The organism is Exiguobacterium sp. s146, from assembly GCF_018618415.1.
Lineage (GTDB): Bacteria > Bacillota > Bacilli > Exiguobacteriales > Exiguobacteriaceae > Exiguobacterium.
In genome coordinates this window covers 347,250-365,581 of record NZ_JACSMA010000001.1, presented here as the reverse complement: position 1 = coordinate 365,581, position 18,332 = coordinate 347,250, and the positions used below count along the sequence as shown (strand labels likewise).

The 18,332-nt window shown below is 51.5% G+C and carries 19 protein-coding genes and 1 pseudogene; 9 read left to right on the top strand and 11 right to left on the bottom strand.

Annotation, left to right across the window (positions count from 1 at the left end):
* Positions 1–7: 7 nt before the first annotated feature.
* Together KNP83_RS02020 and KNP83_RS02015 are read right to left on the bottom strand one after the other, a co-directional pair.
* Positions 8–724, bottom strand: a complete 717-nt coding sequence (locus KNP83_RS02020) for a CpsD/CapB family tyrosine-protein kinase (protein ID WP_214759973.1) — start codon at positions 722–724, stop codon at positions 8–10.
* Entirely contained in the window at positions 717–1,436 is a 720-nt protein-coding gene (locus KNP83_RS02015) for a YveK family protein (protein WP_214759962.1), read from the bottom strand. The genes KNP83_RS02020 and KNP83_RS02015 overlap by 8 nt, the downstream gene beginning before the upstream one ends.
* 196 nt (positions 1,437–1,632) lie before the next feature.
* On the opposite strand from KNP83_RS02015, the gene KNP83_RS02010 reads away from it, so the two are divergent.
* The gene (locus KNP83_RS02010) at positions 1,633–2,865 is read left to right on the top strand and encodes a hypothetical protein (protein WP_214759960.1); all 1,233 of its coding nucleotides are present in this window, start codon (positions 1,633–1,635) and stop codon (positions 2,863–2,865) included.
* A gap of 33 nt (positions 2,866–2,898) precedes the next feature.
* Complete coding sequence (galE, locus tag KNP83_RS02005) at positions 2,899–3,915, top strand: UDP-glucose 4-epimerase GalE (RefSeq protein ID WP_214759958.1); 1,017 nt, start codon at positions 2,899–2,901, stop codon at positions 3,913–3,915.
* Between the two features lie 21 nt (positions 3,916–3,936).
* Here galE and KNP83_RS02000 read toward each other — a convergent pair whose 3' ends face one another.
* The 5 genes from KNP83_RS02000 to KNP83_RS01980 form a co-directional block, all read right to left on the bottom strand.
* The gene (locus KNP83_RS02000) at positions 3,937–4,287 is read right to left on the bottom strand and encodes a hypothetical protein (RefSeq protein WP_214759955.1); all 351 of its coding nucleotides are present in this window, start codon (positions 4,285–4,287) and stop codon (positions 3,937–3,939) included.
* Between the two features lie 127 nt (positions 4,288–4,414).
* Positions 4,415–5,614: an alpha-amylase family glycosyl hydrolase gene (locus KNP83_RS01995; RefSeq protein ID WP_214759953.1), complete on the bottom strand. Its 1,200-nt coding sequence runs from the start codon at positions 5,612–5,614 to the stop codon at positions 4,415–4,417.
* Between the two features lie 84 nt (positions 5,615–5,698).
* The gene (locus KNP83_RS01990) at positions 5,699–6,622 is read right to left on the bottom strand and encodes an LCP family glycopolymer transferase (protein ID WP_214759950.1); all 924 of its coding nucleotides are present in this window, start codon (positions 6,620–6,622) and stop codon (positions 5,699–5,701) included.
* Positions 6,623–6,726: 104 nt separating this feature from the next.
* A complete protein-coding gene (locus tag KNP83_RS01985; protein WP_214759947.1) occupies positions 6,727–7,572 on the bottom strand; it encodes a YihY/virulence factor BrkB family protein in 846 nt (281 codons plus the stop codon).
* 71 nt (positions 7,573–7,643) lie between these two features.
* A complete protein-coding gene (locus KNP83_RS01980; RefSeq protein WP_214759944.1) occupies positions 7,644–8,597 on the bottom strand; it encodes an LCP family glycopolymer transferase in 954 nt (317 codons plus the stop codon).
* Positions 8,598–9,032: 435 nt separating this feature from the next.
* Here KNP83_RS01980 and KNP83_RS01975 point away from each other — a divergent pair, with 435 nt between their 5' ends.
* The 3 genes from KNP83_RS01975 (at position 9,033) to KNP83_RS01965 (ending at position 10,884) form a co-directional block, all read left to right on the top strand.
* Positions 9,033–9,245 carry a hypothetical protein gene (locus tag KNP83_RS01975; RefSeq protein ID WP_214759942.1) on the top strand — a complete coding sequence of 71 codons (213 nt, stop codon included), beginning with the start codon at positions 9,033–9,035 and terminating at the stop codon, positions 9,243–9,245.
* Positions 9,246–9,306: 61 nt separating this feature from the next.
* Entirely contained in the window at positions 9,307–10,188 is an 882-nt protein-coding gene (gene gnd, locus KNP83_RS01970; protein WP_214759939.1) for a phosphogluconate dehydrogenase (NAD(+)-dependent, decarboxylating), read from the top strand.
* 207 nt (positions 10,189–10,395) lie between these two features.
* Positions 10,396–10,884, top strand: a complete 489-nt coding sequence (locus KNP83_RS01965) for a hypothetical protein (protein WP_214759937.1) — start codon at positions 10,396–10,398, stop codon at positions 10,882–10,884.
* A gap of 41 nt (positions 10,885–10,925) precedes the next feature.
* On the opposite strand, the gene KNP83_RS01960 is transcribed toward KNP83_RS01965, so the two are convergent.
* On the bottom strand, positions 10,926–11,540 hold the full coding sequence (locus KNP83_RS01960; RefSeq protein WP_214759934.1) for a flavodoxin family protein: 615 nt from the start codon (positions 11,538–11,540) through the stop codon (positions 10,926–10,928).
* A gap of 124 nt (positions 11,541–11,664) precedes the next feature.
* On the opposite strand from KNP83_RS01960, the gene KNP83_RS01955 reads away from it, so the two are divergent.
* Together KNP83_RS01955 and KNP83_RS01950 are read left to right on the top strand one after the other, a co-directional pair.
* Positions 11,665–12,651 (top strand): metallophosphoesterase family protein, encoded by a 987-nt coding sequence (locus KNP83_RS01955; RefSeq protein ID WP_214759931.1) that lies wholly within the window; start codon positions 11,665–11,667, stop codon positions 12,649–12,651.
* A 187-nt stretch (positions 12,652–12,838) separates the two neighbouring features.
* A complete protein-coding gene (locus KNP83_RS01950) occupies positions 12,839–14,038 on the top strand; it encodes an MDR family MFS transporter (RefSeq protein ID WP_214759919.1) in 1,200 nt (399 codons plus the stop codon).
* A 10-nt stretch (positions 14,039–14,048) separates the two neighbouring features.
* On the opposite strand, the pseudogene KNP83_RS15250 reads toward KNP83_RS01950, so the two are convergent.
* The 3 genes and pseudogenes from KNP83_RS15250 to KNP83_RS01935 all read right to left on the bottom strand — a co-directional run bounded on the left by KNP83_RS15250 (position 14,049) and on the right by KNP83_RS01935 (position 16,767).
* Positions 14,049–15,321, bottom strand: a pseudogene (locus KNP83_RS15250) (glutamate synthase-related protein).
* 73 nt (positions 15,322–15,394) lie between these two features.
* Positions 15,395–15,781, bottom strand: coding sequence for a hypothetical protein (locus KNP83_RS01940; protein ID WP_214759916.1), 387 nt, complete (start codon positions 15,779–15,781; stop codon positions 15,395–15,397).
* Positions 15,782–15,918: 137 nt separating this feature from the next.
* A complete protein-coding gene (locus KNP83_RS01935) occupies positions 15,919–16,767 on the bottom strand; it encodes a MurR/RpiR family transcriptional regulator (RefSeq protein ID WP_214759914.1) in 849 nt (282 codons plus the stop codon).
* A 193-nt stretch (positions 16,768–16,960) separates the two neighbouring features.
* Between KNP83_RS01935 and KNP83_RS01930 the strand changes: the two genes are divergently transcribed.
* Positions 16,961–17,725 (top strand): hypothetical protein, encoded by a 765-nt coding sequence (locus tag KNP83_RS01930; protein ID WP_214759905.1) that lies wholly within the window; start codon positions 16,961–16,963, stop codon positions 17,723–17,725.
* Positions 17,712–18,305: a hypothetical protein gene (locus KNP83_RS01925; protein WP_214759896.1), complete on the top strand. Its 594-nt coding sequence runs from the start codon at positions 17,712–17,714 to the stop codon at positions 18,303–18,305. Before KNP83_RS01930 ends, KNP83_RS01925 begins: the two co-directional genes overlap by 14 nt.
* Positions 18,306–18,332: the final 27 nt, after the last annotated feature.

Genomic DNA, 18,332 nt, shown 5'->3' with positions numbered 1-18,332 from the left:
TCTCCTTTTATTCGTATGCGTAATAGTAATAGTAATCGTCGCTGCCTTGCGGTTCACGTTTATTCAAGACAACCCCAAGAATGTGTGCCTCCGCGAGCGTCAATTGTTCTTTTGCTTTGACAACCATTTGACGGTCTGACTTATCACAACCGACGACGAGGACGACACCATCCACTTTGCGTGCCAAAAGACGTGTATCCGCCACTTGCATCATCGGAGGAGCGTCTAAAATGATGACGTCATAATTTGCTCGAAGTTCTTCTAAGACACGATCCATCATTTTTGATGACAACAACTCTGACGGATTTGGTGGAATTGGACCAGCCGCAATCAAATCGAGGTTTTCGACTTGAGTCGAGTGCGTCGCTTTTTCAACGGTTGTCTTTTTCGCTAACACGGTAGAAAGACCAATACCGTTCGAAAGACGGAACGTGAAGTGGGCTGTCGGGCGGCGCATGTCACAGTCGACGAGCAAAACTTTCTTACCTTGCTGTGCGTAGACGACAGCAAGATTAGACGAAGTGGTCGACTTCCCTTCACCCGATGAGGCTGAGGTAATAACCATTGTTTGTAAATCATCATCTACAGCGGTAAATTCTAAGTTCGTCCGGATTGTGCGATATTGCTCTGAAATCGGTGACTTCGGTTTAAGAAGGGTGATTAAATCCCGTCCTGTTTTGTCATATTGAACGTGCTTATGTTTCTTTTTTCCGAATTTAAACATGGGCTTGTTCACCTTTCACGTTAGCTTGACGTTGTTGACGCATTTCAACTTTATCGATGACAGGAATCGATCCAAGAACCGGGAGTTCCAAGATGTTTTCAACGTCTTGTTCCGTCTTAATCCGGCGATCCAACACCACTTTAAGGAATGCGATGGCTACACCAATCATTAATCCAAGAACTGATGCAATCGCTGTATTTAATAAAATGTTCGGCTTTACCGGGAACATTGGGACCGATGCCTTTGAAAGAACTTTGACATTATCAACACTCATCAATTCTGGAACTTCTTTTGAGAAGACATCACTGATTTCGTTGGCAATATCTGTCGCTAAAACTGGGTTTGTATGTTGGACTTTAATATTGATAACCTGAGAATTTTGTTCACTATTGACCGTGATTAAATTACTGATGTTCTCCGGAGCACCCACTACATTTTCTTGAACTTGCTCTAAAATGGCCGGGCTTTGAATGATCACACGATATGTGTTGACCAAGTTAATTGAAGATTGAACTTGACCTAAATCAATCGATTGTTCAGATTGTTTCGGTGCAACGAGAACCTGTGTTGACGCTTCGTATGTCGGACTAATCACGAACGAACTAGCTAAAAAGGCGATGAGTGCCGCGATAATTGCTAAACTAGCGATGAGCAATTTGCTTCGCTTTAAGATGGAGAATAATTCTCCAATAGAAATTGTTTCTTCTTTCATACTCGTGTTTTCTCTCCTCTGTTCTCTAAAGTCACTACTGGAAAAATTCCGCAGATAATATTTAACAATGTCAATACCAAAACATTATAGCAAAAATCCTCACAATTGATGACCCATTTTTTTAAAATTTGGGTTTTTTGGTATGTAAATCTGATAAACTTTGTTAGGAAGAACTTAACAAAAGGAGGAGACAATAGTGCACGTTAGTGAGCGCCTACTCCAGTTGTATGCAGAAACAAATGCGGCAACACGTACAAAACTGCAAGATACCATTAAACAAAATTTAGGGGACGGAAAATCGTTAAGCGTGTCCTTTGAAGAACTAACAGGTTCGGTAAACAATGCACTACCAAAAGAAGAAAAATCGGCTACTGACTTCGCCGCCTGGATTAAAGACGGCAAAAAAGATGCTACGTTTCTTCCATACTATGTCTCTTTACTTGAGATGTATGACACCGTGTTGAACAAAGAAGCGACTGTCCTACAATCGGCACCAGTTGACAAGACAACGGTCAATGAGACTCCAGTAGTCGATAAGTCGACAGAAACAGTGCCTAAATCAACCACAGTTGATGCTCCAAAAGTAGAAGACAAGCCAACTGCTTCAAAGCCACGTTATACGCCAGAAGTGCCAGTCCCATCACGTGCCGAACGCGCCAAGTACCAACGCACGATTGAACCGGCCCGTCCACGCCGAAAGTCTGGCAAATGGATTGGTGTGCTTTTCTTTCTCGCTTTACTCATAGGAGGCGGTTATCTCGGGTATCCATATGTAATGGACTTATTGGAACCAAAACAAGAAGCCACCGTCGTTGAGGAAACACCAAAACCAGACCCTGAACCGGTCGTCCAAGAGCCGGAGACGAACTACGTCTGGCTCGCTTCAAAAAACGTCAATCTCGTCTCAGAGCCAAACGGCACAACGGTTACCTATATAGGAGATATCGGCGACCGATACGAAGTTATGAAGGAAGAAAACAACCACGTCGAAGTGGATTTAGATGGGACAACCGCTTGGGCCCCACTTGACGCCGTCACGAAAGAATGGCCGACGCGCGAGTTGACGGACAGCACTCTGCTTGATTGGGTGAACACGAACTTGGACAACGACTGGCTCGGTGAATCGATTCCTGATTTCTTCGCGATGAACGAAGCAGGTCTCACTGAAACAATCGGCGCTCCTTATGGTCGGGAGACGGATGCGTTGAACGCCTACGCGTTCTATAACGGTGGTTTCTTCGTCATTCAACAAGATAAGGTTCATGCCATCGATTGGACGAACACGCAAACGACACGCGACGCCTTCAGTTCGCTCGGCGAACCCGTCCTTGAGACGGAGGATGCAGTGGTTTACGAGAGTGAAACATATTCACTCCGCTTATTCGAAGGTACGAACGGACAGACACGCGTACGTTTAACAGAGAAGTAATCATATAGAGGGTTTTTGGAAGGAGTTATTCATATGACCACCATTTTAGTCACAGGTGGTGCCGGTTATATCGGTACCCATACCGTCTTACAATTACTTGAGGCAGGACAGGACGTTATCGTCCTCGACAACTTATCAAACAGTCGTCGTGAAGCACTCGAACGTGTTGAAGAAATGACCGGAAAGTCAGTCACATTCTACCTCGGCGATATCCTTGATCGTGAGTTACTCGAACAAATCTTTTTGACACATACAATCGATGCCGTCATCCACTTTGCTGGACTGAAAGCTGTCGGTGAATCCGTATCAGAACCACTCCGCTATTACGAGAACAACGTCGTCGGCACGACCGTGTTACTTGAAGTCATGAATGCGTTCGACGTGAAACGGATCGTTTTCAGCTCTTCGGCGACTGTATATGGTATGCCGGAACGGACACCTATTGACGAGTCGTTCCCGCTTAGCGCGACGAACCCATACGGTCGCACGAAACTGATGATAGAAGACATCATGCGTGACCTCGCCGTGGCTGACCCGTCATGGAGCATTGCGCTCTTGCGTTACTTCAACCCGATCGGCGCCCATGAATCGGGTCGTATCGGTGAGGATCCGTTCGACATCCCGAACAACTTAATGCCGTACATCACGCAAGTCGCCGTCGGTCGCTTGAACGAATTGAGCGTATTCGGTGATGATTACGACACACCGGACGGCACCGGCGTCCGCGACTATATCCACGTCGTCGACTTGGCCGAGGGTCACTTGAAGGCGCTCGACTACGTCATGGATCACACTGGTGCCGAAGCGTTCAACCTCGGAACGGGCACAGGTTACAGCGTACTCGACCTCGTCCAAGCGTTCGAGGCCGAGAGTGGTAAACCTGTTCCTTACAAAGTGACACCACGTCGCCCGGGCGATATCGCCATCTGCTTCGCTGACCCGTCGAAGTCGAAACAAGCGCTCGGCTGGGAAGCAAAACATGACGTTCGCGCCATGTGCCGTGACGCCTGGAACTGGCAATCGAACAATCCGAACGGTTACCGGGCATAAGAAAAACCCCTTACGAGAACATCACTGTTCTTCCGTAAGGGGTTTTGTCATGTCGATTTCGATGATTTCTGGTTCCTTGCCCGGCGTGACGAGCACCCCAAAGTCAAGGACGGCGATGACGATGGCGATCCCAGCGAGCGCCCAAGCGGCGTCGAACGTGAACGCTTCAACGATTAAGCCAAACAAGACGAACGCTGCAAACGTCAAATAGTAGAACTTGCGCCACAGCGTCCGATACTCAATCGCAAACTCGCGGTCCCACATATAGAAGACGACGTAGCCTGCCAAGGCGATGAACAACGTCGCGAACATCCAGTATGAGAACGATTGGAACGTCATGCTAAGCAATTGAATAAATAATGATTCATTCATCGGAATTCGCTCCTTAGGTGTATGTAGGATTTTTTGTCATGGAAATTCCTTCTATCTCCATTTTCCTACCAAATGAATCGTGAGTCAATACACCTAATTTACACAATTTACTTTTGAACCAAAAGACCTATTCAGATTTCACCCAAACAAACCCATATGCGTCGAGCTCAATCGTGTCCACAGGCTCACCTGTGAACAGGTTCGTTCCGTTCGCATGGATCGTTCTCGGCTCTGCACTTACGTTCGTATAGAGCATGAGCGTCTCTCCTCCACCCTTCCGCTCGACCGTGAAGACACGCTTATCTGACGTATCGATCCGTTGCTCAGCGTACGGCGAGAATGCCGGATGCGTCCGTTTGACGTTCAGTTGACTCAGAATCCCTGAGAACACCTGCAAGCGATACGGATTGGTCTTCAGGTCTTGGATAAGTTCATCATGCTCGACCGGTGTTTCAACGCCGAGGAGCGTCCGGTAGTCGATGGCCGGGATGCCTTGCAGCGAGAACAAAATGCTGTGGGCCGCGAGAATCTGCTCGACGCTCGGCTCGATTAGATTCTTCTCGAACGGGTCACGCTCCCGGCTCGACAAGTAGTTGAAGTACGTCTTCCCGTCCCCCGGCGCCTCGATCCGCTTCGCCCAGTCGGATAACTTCTTCGCATCCCCTTGTGCGAATGCCAGCAGCGTATGCGACGCGAGGTCAAAGTGGCAGACGGCATCGGCGACGGCGAAGTAATCGGGAATCAAGGACGGGTCTCCTTCATAGGCGAGGATGAGTTGCCCGTGCGGCTTATAGTGATGAAGCACGGCGTGCCACAGCTCAAGGACGAGTCGAATCCGTTCCTCGGGCATGCCCCGGAACGACTGGACGTGGACGCGCAGTTTCGTCGCGCCTTGGGCGAGCCGCTCGATGAAGGCGTCCGTCTCGTCTAACAAATCGAGCTGCATCTCGTTATAGACGTCCGGATCCATATCGTACATGAGGTCGAATTCATGCTTGAAGCGCCCGAGGTCCTCATATAAGCGGATGCGCGGATTGACGGCCGTATCGGTCGGCTTCGCCTTGTACGGGAAGAGCGAGACGAGATACAAGTCGCTGATTGACGCCTGGACGTGGTCCTTCAACAGCTCATGGAGCGCATCCAAGTCTGGACTGCCGTCGTTCGTGACGGCGTTCGCGTCCATCAACAGGACGCTCGTCTTCTCGGTCACCCCTTCCCCGTCGTGCCAAGCGTGATTGTCCCACTTGATGAACAGTTCCCGCCACGCTTCAACGGTATGGTCATCCTCTAATCGGTTGATAATCGGTTCAATCGTCTCAACATTCATGCGATCCCTCCTCAAGTGTCTCTTAATCAGTCCCACCGATACCATCTTTTCAAACGCAAAAAAAGCCGTCCCGTCAGGAACGACTTAGTTCATCAAGCGTTTGAGCTCGGTTTGGACGTCAGCGAGTGAGGCCGCATCCGGGTTCCAGTAATAAATCCCGTCCGCCTCCAAGCCGCCCGACCCTTCGATGCGGAGCGTACTGGCGTTGCGGAACGCCTTCATATAGTCCGTCGACAACGTTACGAGCTCATTGAACTCGATGTTCGTCTTGGCCCGGTTGCCGGCGACATCCAACAGCTTCGTCACTTTGTCGACCGAGAAGTCGGAACGTCCCTTCTCGACGATGGCCGCGACAACGGCGCGTTGCCGCTCCTGACGACCGAAGTCACCGTTCGGGTCGTCATAGCGCATCCGCGCGTATGAGAGTGCCGAGGCCCCGTTTAAATCGACCTGACCGACCGGATAGTTGTAGCCGTCCGAAGAGAACGCGAAGTTGTTCGTCACCGTGATGCCACCGAGCGCGTCGACGACCTCGGTGAACGCCTCCATGTCCGCCTCGACGACGTAATCGATTGGGATGTCCAACAGTCCTTCGACCGTGTCCATCGCCATCTCGGCGCCACCGAACGCGTAGGCGTGATTGATTTTGTCGTTCATGCCTTTGCCGACGATCTCCGTCTTCGTGTCGCGCGGGATGCTGAGCATCGCCCCTTCGTCCGTCGTCGGGTTGAGCGTCATGACGATAATCGAGTCACTCCGCCCCTGCTCCCCGTCCCGTCGGTCGATGCCGAGAAGGAGCACCGAAATCGATTCTTTCTGCTCGATCGTCTCGACCTGCTTCCGTTCCTGACTGATGTCGAGGTTGTCATTCACTTTCGTCACCGTCTCGTTGACGTCGCGGTACATCGACCAGACGAACAAGCCCCCGGCGACGAGGAAGACCGTCATGACGCCTAGCGTAACCGCCAACACCTTTTTCCAGCTTGATTTTTTCTTATGTCTCGCCATGCGTGCACCTGCTTTCAAAAATCGTTAGATATGGATTTATTTCCCGCATCACGTGTTGTATTATAGCACGTTGTCAAAAAATGCTAACCATTTCTTTTGGATTTTCATGGGAAATGCGTCTTATACCGTGTGCGTCGCATGTGATTCGGCCAGGCCGCATTGATCTCGGCCCCGAGCAACATCGTCGCCGCCGTCAAGTAGAGCCAAATCTGTAACAGGATGACGACACCAATCGTCCCATACGTGTCGCCAAACATCGAGAATCGGTCGACGTAGACGCTATAGCCCGTCGACAACAGCTGCCACGAGATGACGGCGAAGACGGCACCCGGGAGCGTCTCGGTGAACTTGACGTATTGTTGCGGGGCGATCTTATAGAAGAGCGAGAACGCGAAGATGAGGATGACGGTCGACACCGTGTAGCGCGTGAGCGTCGCCAGCCGGTCGAAGTCCTCGAGCCGAGGGAACCACGTGTACATGAGCTCGACGAACTCGCGGCCGAAGATGTGGAACACGATCAAAATGACGGCACCGATGCTGAAAGCGATGAGCGTGAGCAGCCCAATCAAGCGGCGGACGACGTAGTTCCGTGCCTCCGCCTCCCCGTAGGCGAACACGGTCAGCTTGACGAGACGGGCTGTGCCGTTCGACGCCGACCAGACGGCGATGATGGCCCCGATCGAGACGAGCCCGGCGTTGATGTTGCCGCTGACGTCATAGACGATCGACAGCATCTCGCGCACGCTCGAGCCCGGGATGAGAATCTCGATCTGTTCGATCAACAAGGCGTCATCGATGCCGAGCCACGCCATGACGGCGAACAAGAGGACGAACGTCGGGAAGATGGCGAGAAACCAAAAGAACGCTAGCGTCGCGCTATAGTCGTTGATATGGTGGTCCTTGAACCGATGGCGGACGTCGATGACGAGGCGGATCAGGCGGTCGAGCACGCGCGTCACTCCTTTTCTTTTTATTATGACATAAAACAAATCGCCTCATCCGTGTCGGATGAGGCGATGCGTCATTGTTCCATCAATTGTCCGAGATACGACTTCACGTCTTCGAGTGAAGCAGCGTCCGGGTTCCAGTAGTAGATGCCGTCGCTTTCTTTCCCGCCCGCTCCTTCGAGGCGAAGGACGTCCTGGTTTTTGAAAGCGGCCATATAGTCGCTCGAGAGCGTCCGGATGTCTTTGAACGTCATGTTCGTCTTGGCGTTGTTGCCGAGCACGTCGAGCATGTTGTTGAACTTCGAAATCGAGAAGTCGTCTTTGCCTTTGTTGACGAGCGCCGTGATGACGTCACGTTGGCGCTCTTGGCGACCGAAATCTCCGCTCGGATCGTCATAGCGCATGCGCGTGTACGCGAGCGCCTCTGAACCGTTGAGCGTGAGCGCGCCCGGTTCGAACGTATGCTCACCTGACGTGAACGCCAAGTTGTTCGTCACGTTGACGCCGCCGAGAAGGTCGACCGTGTCTTGGAAGCCTTTCATATCAACTTCGGCCACGTAATCGATTGGGATGTCGAGTAGGTTCTCGACCGTATCGAGTGCCATCTCGGCTCCACCGAACGCATAGGCGTGGTTGATTTTATCAGACGTATCTTTGCCGACGATCTCCGTCTTCGTGTCACGCGGGATGCTGAGCATCGCGCTTTGATCCGTGTTCGGGTTAAGCGTCATGACGATAATCGAGTCACTGCGACCCTGCTCGTCGGCACGACGGTCGACACCGAGGAGAAGGACCGAAATCGGCTTCTTATCCTTGATGGCTTCTGTCGTCATGCGTTCCGGGCTGAGACCCGTCGACTCGTTCAATCGTTCGACGGTCGAATCAACTTGATTATATAGGTATGTAGCCACCCCAACTCCAATGAGCAGGAACAGTCCTACGACGATGCCCGCAATCATCGCGATACGTTTGGCGGGCGATTTCTTTCTACGGCGCTTCTTGACTCTCTTTTTCTTTTGCTCTTCCATGACATAACACCTTTCCTCGAACCTTTGAATGAAATAGACCAGGTTTTAGTTTATCACGTTACTCATTTCGACACTGTTATTTTTTATAAAAAAGGTAAATTAATGCGATTTGTTGTCGAAATATTCGTTCGTTTCTAAATATCGGGTTTCCCTCTTGGAAAGTTTAGCTTTCCGTCCAGATTCCTTTGTAAGAGTACCACGTCTTGGTATAGATGAAACCGTCATCACTTTTTGCTCATATGTATAAGGTCCTGCTTTTTAGTCCAGAAATATTTGAATTCATGTCGAATATGCGTCAAATATGTGATTTTATAGGTCTGTTTCCTTATATTTAAAAACCTTTTTGGGACATATGAATGATTTTTTGTAATAATTGTATTGCTTGTATGTTAAATGTAAAAAGAAACCCAATTGATGGTCGGAGGAGATTGGCAGATGCGTTACGTCGTCACGTGTTATTTAGAGAAAGAAGATCCATGTTCATTTATCGTTTATGGAGCCTCCATTCACGAGGCTTCCTTCATGTTCGAGAAGACGTTGAAAGATGCAAGTCCCTTAAACGATTACGTGGAGTTGAGTGACGGCAAGCAAGTGAAGGTCGGTTCCATCCTCGCCTACCGCATCGATGAAGTGAAGCCGCTCTTTTGAAGTCTCGTCATATCGGGTAACCCTTATAAGGAAACCAATACAACGAACGGGGTGAATCGATATGGAATTAGGGATGATCGGACTTGGCAAGATGGGGATGAACTTGGCGCTCAACTTGACGGACGGTGGACACCGCGTGCTCGGCTACGACCCGGGCAACGTGTCGACGAGTCAGTTCGAAACGACGGCCACGCTACAAGAAGTCATCGAGAACTTGAAGGCGCCGCGCGTCGTCTGGGTAATGGTACCGGCTGGCGACGTGACGGAGCACGTCTTGAACGACTTGCATGCGCTCTTGTCACCAGGGGATATCGTCATCGACGGCGGCAACTCGAACTATAAGGAATCGATGCGGCGGGCCGAGCATTTCAAAGACAAGCTCATCTATTTCTTTGACGTCGGGACGAGTGGCGGCATGGAAGGGGCGCGTCACGGCGCCTGTACGATGATCGGTGGCGACTTGGAGGCGTTCGGCAAAATCGAGGAGTTGTTCCGCGACGTGTCGACGGACAACGGCTACTTATACGCCGGGCCGAGTGGTAGTGGCCACTTCTTGAAGATGATTCACAACGGCATCGAGTACGGCATGATGCAGGCCATCGCCGAAGGGTTCGAGATTCTCGAGAAGAGTCCGTTCGAATACGACCACGAGCAAGTCGCCCGCGTCTGGAACCACGGCTCGGTCGTCCGCTCGTGGCTGATGGAGCTGACCGAGAGCGCGTTCCATAAGGATGCGAAGCTCGACGAGATCAAAGGGATCATGCATGCGTCGGGCGAAGGAAAATGGACGGTCGAGACGGCGCTCGAGTACGGGGTACCGGCACCGGTCATCGCGATGTCGCTCATGATGCGGCAACGGTCGCTCGAGGAGGACACCTTCTCCGGAAAAGTCGTCGCTGCCCTGCGGTACGAGTTCGGTGGGCATGCGGTGGAGAAAAAATAATCGTAATCAGCGTCGGTCGAGTCGAACTCGGGCGACGTTTTTTTGTACTGTGACAGTTATCCGCTCGCCTCGTTGCGAACAAACGTTGATATGAAGGGAACGTCTATCGATTTGGCGATGGAATGTACTAATTTCTGTAAAACTCTTTTGTATCACCTAAGCGTATGATGAAAGAGCAGCATATCTTGTGACACAGAAGGAGCCAGCATGATGCGTAAACTTCCCGACTATAAGATTCACATCCCGAAAGAGCTTTATGAACCAGGAGACAGGCCAGTATTCCGGAAACAGACACATGACTGGCGCGATTTGGACGATTGCTTCAACCGTCTCGTCAAGCAAGCGTTTCATGCGTGGGAACATGGCGGCCTATTCTTCTGTCAGGCCTACGCCATCCCCGCCACCCGCGTCCATTTTCTCAGACTCCGACGAACGGCCGAGGATGGTAGTGGCGTCGAGATGATCATGATTTATCAGAAGGGAATGGAGAACATCTATGCCACACTCCGTGTCGGTAAAACAATGCAGCGAGTGAGAACGGCCTGGCTATCGAACGGGATCATGGTTCTCCAATCGGACTCGTCTGTGAATTGGTTACACTTGGAACCGCGCTGGGTCGGGGACAACTTCATCGATGAAATCTCCATCTGGTTGTTAGAAAAATTTCATAAGCTGGAAATCAAGGCGCGTTTCTAACAAGAACAGCCCCTCATGTCTAGGGGCTGTTGCGCTGCGTGTTATTCCATTACATTGCCTTCCGCCGGGATTGGCGTCTGTTTTAACATATTGGCGAAGTGATACAAGTTATACGCCATCACGCGCCCGTTCTTTTTCGTGAAGGCGTTATCGCGGCCCGCATCGATATACGAGTCCCCTGGTCCGGCCTCGCCGACCCAGTACGTGTCGACGTTCGGCGGGACGGTGAAGCCGATATGGGATAGCCCGTACAAGATGGATGCACAGGCGTGCTTCGCCCCGTCCTCGTTCCCCGTCACAACGACACCGCCGACCTTGTTGTAATAGATGGCCTGGCCTTTGTCGTTCGTCAAGGCACTGCCCCCATATAACCGCTCGATGACTTGCGTGGCGACGCTGCTCTTCTCGCCGAGCCAAAGCGGTGTTCCGATGAGAAGGATGTCGGCGGCTTTTACTTTCTCAAAGATTTTTGGCCACTCATCCCCGTCGCCTTCATCTTCGGTCACGCCGAAGGCGACGTTGTAGTCGACGACACGGACGATTTCCGAGTCGACCCCGAGTTTGTCGAAGTGCGGAATGATATCCTTTATCAACCCTTCTGTGTGCGAGGTCGTTTCCCCGCCCTTCAATGAACAGTTCAAAAATAGGGCTTTCATCAAATTCCTCCTTATTATGTGATCAACAGTTAGGTGTTCCCGGTGCGTTGGAAGCTTAATCTTGTCGACATGTCTATCTCCACATGGGAAAATCAGAATAGACCAGATTCAGGAGGCACTGCCCATGACACGCTTCATCCATATTGCCGATTTACACCACGCGAGACATACCGGGAATGCCATCACGACCGAACGGACGAGTTTTGATATCCAAGCTGATAAGCTCGCCCAACTCGCTGACGTGATTCGAGAGGAATCAATCAAGGCCGTATGCATTGCCGGGGACATCGAAGTGAGCGACCCGCAAGATTTCATCCCGTATTTAAAGACATGGACCGCTCTTGGCGCATCCGTTTACTTGGTGTACGGGGATCATGATATTAACAGGCTCGCTTACGACGCGTGTTGGCGTCAAATCGAGCACGTACACACCTTCCTTCAACCTGGTTATATCTTCGATGAAGCGCTCGGTGCGGGCATATACGGGTTAAGCTGTGAAACGAACCAGGCAGGATTGAAAGGACAGATTGCGCATGCCCCGGTGCGGGACGACTCGTATCCGAACATCTTTCTCAGCCACGGAGACCGAAATCAGTTCCCCGCATCGGTCGTTTGTGAACTCGGATTTAATTATTACGCCCTCGGACACCACCATCGCTATGAGGTCACTTGTCGCGGGGGCGCCAAGCTCGTCTACCCCGGCCACATCTTCTCCGTCTGGGATGGATGCGGTAAAGCATGGCCGACCGGCTATATCATCGGCGAGGTCACACCGTCGGGCATCAATCACGAGTTCCGCACGTTCAAGGGACCTGAGACGCGACGAATCAGTTTCAACCCGTTTCTCCGAGACGGATCGCGCATTCTGGTCACACGCGATAATATCGATGCGCCTTCCGAACAATGGATTGAAGACAATGCCACCACGCTACGTGAACTGATCCGCTCCACGTTGATACGCTATCCTAATGATTACTTCGTCACGCCGAGTCGTTCGAAAGGTTATCCGACGAGACGTCTCTCGATGACCGGAAGATCACTGCTAGAAGATGACGAGCGATTCGAGGAATTCTTCGCTCGCAGTTTCAAAGCGACGAAGACGACTCAATAAAAATGACCTCCGATGAATCCATCGGAGGTCATTTTTACAAACATATGTTCGTTTTATAGTACAGCGCAAACAAGCGCCTATATATTCGCATTTTCTATTCTTAGCGTAGCAAATCCCGCAACATAAGTCTATTCTTTTTCGCTCCGACTCCCTACAGTAAAGATAGACTCTGGAAAGGAGCACCTCAATGGAATCATACCGCTGGGACCTCAACCTGAAGGTCCGCTTATTTGGCGAAGGCCTGTTCAACCTGTTGTTTTGGATGTACTTCCCGTTCATCACCGTCTATTTCGCTCAAACGCTCGGCGTCGAGCTGGCCGGCCTGTTCATGGCCGTGCCGCCGCTGTTTCTGTTGCTTGGCAGTTTAATCGGCGGTTCGCTCGCAGACAAGATCGGACGCCGCCCCGTCATGCTCGTCGGGACGTTCGCGCAAGGGATCTTGTTCCTCGCCTTCGCCTTCTCGACGAACGGCTACATCGATTACATCACCTATATCGGCATCGGCTTCATGGGCGCCATCTATAAGCCGGCCAGCTCGGCCATGGTCGCCGACCTCGTGCCGGCCGAACACTTGCGGGACGTGTTCGCGACGTTCATGGCGTCGAACAATATCGGTGCCGTGCTCGGTCCCATCCTCGGGGCAGTCCTGTTCTTCGAACATCGCCAGGCGCTCCTCCTCGGCTGCGCCGTCGTCCTGTTTGGATACGGGTTGTTGCTCGCGGCACTCACCCGTGAGACACGACCGGCCGCGACCGGGAAGACGGTCGCGACGACATTCCGTACCCAGGGCCGGTCGTATGTGACGATTTTGCGCGACCCGTTGTTCCGGCTCTATTTGATTGCCGGGGTGTTCGCCTTGATCCCGATCATGCAGCTCGATGTCTATTTACCGGTCTATTTAATTGAACAGGCCCCGGTCACGTTCGACATCTCGAACACGGTCCTGTTCGGCTGGCTCGTCGCCTATAACGGTCTCTTGTTCGTCGTCTTCATCATCCCGGTCACGCGCGTGTTCCGAGCGTGGGACGAACGTCGCGTCTTTCTGTTGTCGACGTTTCTCGCCGGCTTCGGGACGTTCCTCGTCGTCTTCTCGTCGAACATCTGGTACTTGCTCGTCGTCACGACCATGTTCACGTTCGGCGAGTTGATCCGTTCCCCGGTCAGCCAGAGCTTCGTCAGCCGCTACGCGCCGGCCGAGTCACGCGGACAATATCTCGCGGCCGACACGCTTCAAAATACGATTGGCAAGTTCCTGGCGCCGGTGACGGTACTCGTCTCAGGCTTCGTCTCCCCGCTCGCCGTGTTCACGCTCATCTTGCTGTCGGCGCTCATCGGGATGGCGTTGTACGACAAATTGTTCCACCAGCTCACACAACAAGACGGATGACCCACGGCGGTCATCCGTCTTTCGTCTGTTCATACAATTCCTCGCCGCGCTTCACCCGTCCGTCCGGATACTTGTAGGCGACGTGCTCGAGCGACAGCTTCGTCGGCGTATCAAGTCCGGCTGCGGCTGTCATGTTGTAGAGCCCTTCCCGGAGCGAGATGATGTAGTTCGTCACGCGGTAGCTCTTCTCGTCGACGACGAGGGCGTGCTGCAGTTTCGGGTCGGTCGTCGCGACGCCGACCGGGCATCGGTTCGTGTGGCACACTTGCGCCTGGATGCAACCGACGTTGAACATGAGCCCGCGGGCGATGTTGACGCAGTCGGTCCCGAGCGCGAGGGCGACGGCGATCTTATCGGCCGTGACAAGTTTGCCGGAGGCGAACAAGGTGATGCGGTCACGGAGCCCGTGTTCGTCGAGTAAGCGATGCACATACGGAAGTGCCGCCTTCAACGGCAGGCCGACCGTATCGGCAAGTTCTTGATACGTCGCCCCGGTCCCCCCTTCCCCGCCGTCGACCGTGATGAAATCGGGATGTTTGCCGGATGACACCATCTCGTGAACGAGCGCCTCGACGTCCGCGAGCCGAACAGCGCCGGCCCGATTTGACAGATCAGGTCGACCCCGCCCTTCAAGTGATGGTCCGACAGCCCACCCTCGCCGGTGTTCATCCACGTTCCCTTGGCCCGGCCGAGCCCGATGGAGAGCGCCGTGATGGCATTCTCGCCGAGCGAGCCAAACTCATCGCCGATTGACCGACGAGTCCGCGGAGTTGGAACGGTTCCCGGCACGTCTGCCTCCCGATGACGATGCTGTCTTCTTCCGTCAACAAGTACGGACCGACGTCGCGTTCGATGATTCGCTCTTTACGGGTAAACAGATTATCCTCTTCGACGTGATACAGATGGGTCGTCACAGTCTCACGGTTATCGATCCGGAGCTCGTTCCGGTTCGTCGGATAGAGCACGTTCTGCAGATAGAATCCGCCCCGTTCGCAGTCCCGTTCCGAACCGAACCCAATAATGCGTGACTTATATTTCCCGGAAATAACGGCGGCCTCATAGTCGTTCCGCGATAACGGCTTCGCCTCATTGTCGTTCAAGAACAAGTACTGCCGCATCTCCGGCCCGACTTCCTCCAAGATGTAGCGGACCTTGCCGAGAATCGGGAAGTTGCGGAGGACGGAATGCTCGCGCTGATGACGGTCCTTGCGCCATAAGTACAAGACGATCAAAAACGGGGCGGCAATCATCGCCAGCACGAGCACGAGCAAAATGGCCAACATCGTCGTATTTACAGACATGGCGTGTCCTCCTTCAACTAGACGAAGAACCCGTCCCGACTGATTCGGGACAGGCTCACTTGTTCGGGATGGTGACGTCGTCGAACTGTTGGTCGCGGCAGAGCGTGATTGCCTGCATCGCGAGCTGATAGTCTGGTTCAGGCAAGGTGATCAGCTCCGTCGGTAACACCCATTCCTTGTTGTTATACAGATGAATAACGAGTTTGACGAGGATGAAATCCTGCTTCTCGAACGTGTTGTCATCGATGATGGTCGCCGTACTGATCTTGCCGTCTTCGAGATCCATATACGGCAGCAACAGGTTCCGTACCCGCTCATTCCCGGCAATCACGTACAGGGCGGAGAAATATTCTTTCTTGACGTCGCCGGGATTGTTGAGACGCTGGGCCAACTGTTTGAACACATCATAGTGTTCGGTCGTCAAGAATTCAAGGTTGTTCATATCGGTCTTTCCTCTCTGTATTGACAAAAATTAATCTGTTTATACTAATTCCACGTTTTGCCTATTTATAATCCTCTTGTCAGATGTCATGCCGGGTAAACCACATAAAAAAACGACTGCCCGAATGGTCAGCCGTTTCACATGCGCCGGAGCGAGATCGCCTCGCGCATCTTCTGGAGCGATTCCCTGCCCGCTTCCCCGCGCCGCATCATGACGACGGTGAACAAGGCATCGATTAGACTGAGTTCGGCGATTCGCGAGGCGAGCGCCTCGGAGCGGAACTCGGTCTCTTGCGACACGGTATACAGGGCGACGTCACACAGCTTCGAGAGCGGTGACTTCGCATAGTTCGTGATGGCGACGGTCGGGACGCCGCGCTCGTTCAACACTTTCGCGACGTCGAGCGTGTCTTTCGAGGCGCCCGAGTGCGAGATGAGGACAGCGACGTCGTCGTTCGTGAGTTGCGACGCCGACATGAGCTGCATGTGCGACTCGAGGTTCGCCGTGACAAACAGGCCGCTCCGGACGAACTTGTGATACGCATCGAGCGCGATGACGGCCGAGCCCCCGCTCCCGAAGAACTCGATGCGCCGGGCCGACAAGAGCAGCGCCACGGTCTCGTCGAGAGCGGCGGCATCGAGTATCTGCCGGGTCGCCTCGAGCGTCTTCACGTTCGACGTGAAAATCTTCTCGGCGATCTCATGCGTCGTGTCCTCGGTCGAGATGTCCTCATGGATGTCTTGGAGCGGTGCGACAACGTCGGTGGCGAGCGCGATTTTCAGAGCCTGATAGCCTTTGAAGCCGACGCGTTGGCAGAAACGGAAAACGGTCGACTCGGCGACGTCGAGGTCGTCGGCGACTTGATTGATCGTATGGTGGATGATGCGTTCCGGTTGCTTCAAGATATAGTCGGCGATGCGTTGCTCTTTCTTACCGAGTGTCGAATAAGCACCGCGGATGCGGGCCAGGCCGTTCATCGATTCCATATGTCTCACCCTTTTTCTTTTTACGATACCGTTTCGAAAAAAATTCCGCAATCAAAGACTAATCATCAATTAGTCATTTCCTTGCTAATCACTTGGAACCTGACATCCTGAAGTTTTAATAAAAGGAAAAAAATTACTTTTAGCGAATACGTGTATGTATTCTTATGAATCTATTCAATCAGGAGGTCGATTTGTGTTAGCTGAAATTAAAGGGAAAGTCAGCCGAACTGGTTCAAACCTTTCCGAACGACTAGAAGACAATTTAACGGGCAATGTATTTGGTGTCTTGCGTTACCTCCCCTTCTCAGACGGACTCGGAAAAGTGTTGGCGAATGTGGTTAAAACATCTACAGTCAAATCAATCATTGAAGAAATTCCGGACAGATTTTGGGCAGATCGAATTGAATTTTGGCCCTATGACCAAGAGGGTGAACTAGATGCCCTACTCACTTTCAAGAACGTCATGATTGGCGTTGAAGTAAAATTTCTCAGTGGACTCTCTTCTGTGGACGACGCTGACCATGACCCGAACACGTCGAGTAAACATCAACTCGCAAGGGAATCGCAAATTGTTGCAAAGAAAGGTGGCAACAAGAAAAAGGTGCTTCTCTTCATTGCGGATCGACAGATGTGTAAGGCTGTAGAAAAAAGCGTTGGATCTTTAGACAACTCAATAATCGAAGATGATGTCGAACTAGAATACGTAGCATGGCAGGATTTTTTGCATGAATTAAAACAATTGAATGGATTAGATCATTTTCAACAGATTATCATCCAAGATTTAATCGAGCTGTTGACGAGAAAAGGATTTGAAGATTTTATCAGGATGGACATCTACGAAGCACCAATCATACATACAAATCAATTATTCGACTTCAACATTTTAAGCAATGAAGTAACAATCGATTTTATAACCAATCCATCAATCAATGAGGAGCTATATTATGAATTCAACTGAGAATGTAAGAAACGCCTTCTATGTTGTCTATAATACATACGAGAACATCCATAAGTTAATGGACTATACGAAAACCATCGCCCCAGAGAAAAGCCATTACGTCAGTGTCGTCGATAAGTTTCTACGCTACAAGTCAGACAATGATTTCGCCGGTTGGTTCATCGGTGATTTCATCCTTATCTTTCAAAACAAGGACCATAACGAGTTTGAAAATGAATGGCGGGACGGACCGTTATATGTCATGGAGATTGAGTTGTATGATGAGGAATTAGAGTTGAAAGAAAGTCAGCTTCCTTGTATTCGACTATCCAAATTTGTATATAACAATGAAACGATGCAGGACTGGGGTAAAGGATGTTCTCCATCCAACCATTGGAGATTCTATTACCCATTACGCAATGCAGATTTAATGAACATCGAATTAGAAAATGGTCATTCGCGTATCACCCCAATCAACCAAGAAAGCAGTGATCGTCACTACTGGGGCGTCCAACATATCGTAAGCACACAAATCCCTCTGATGGATGTCACTGCTGACAATGTAGTGGACAAAATATTCAAGACCTTCGATTCACTTTAACATTTCTCGATTTTTGATATGTTTGAC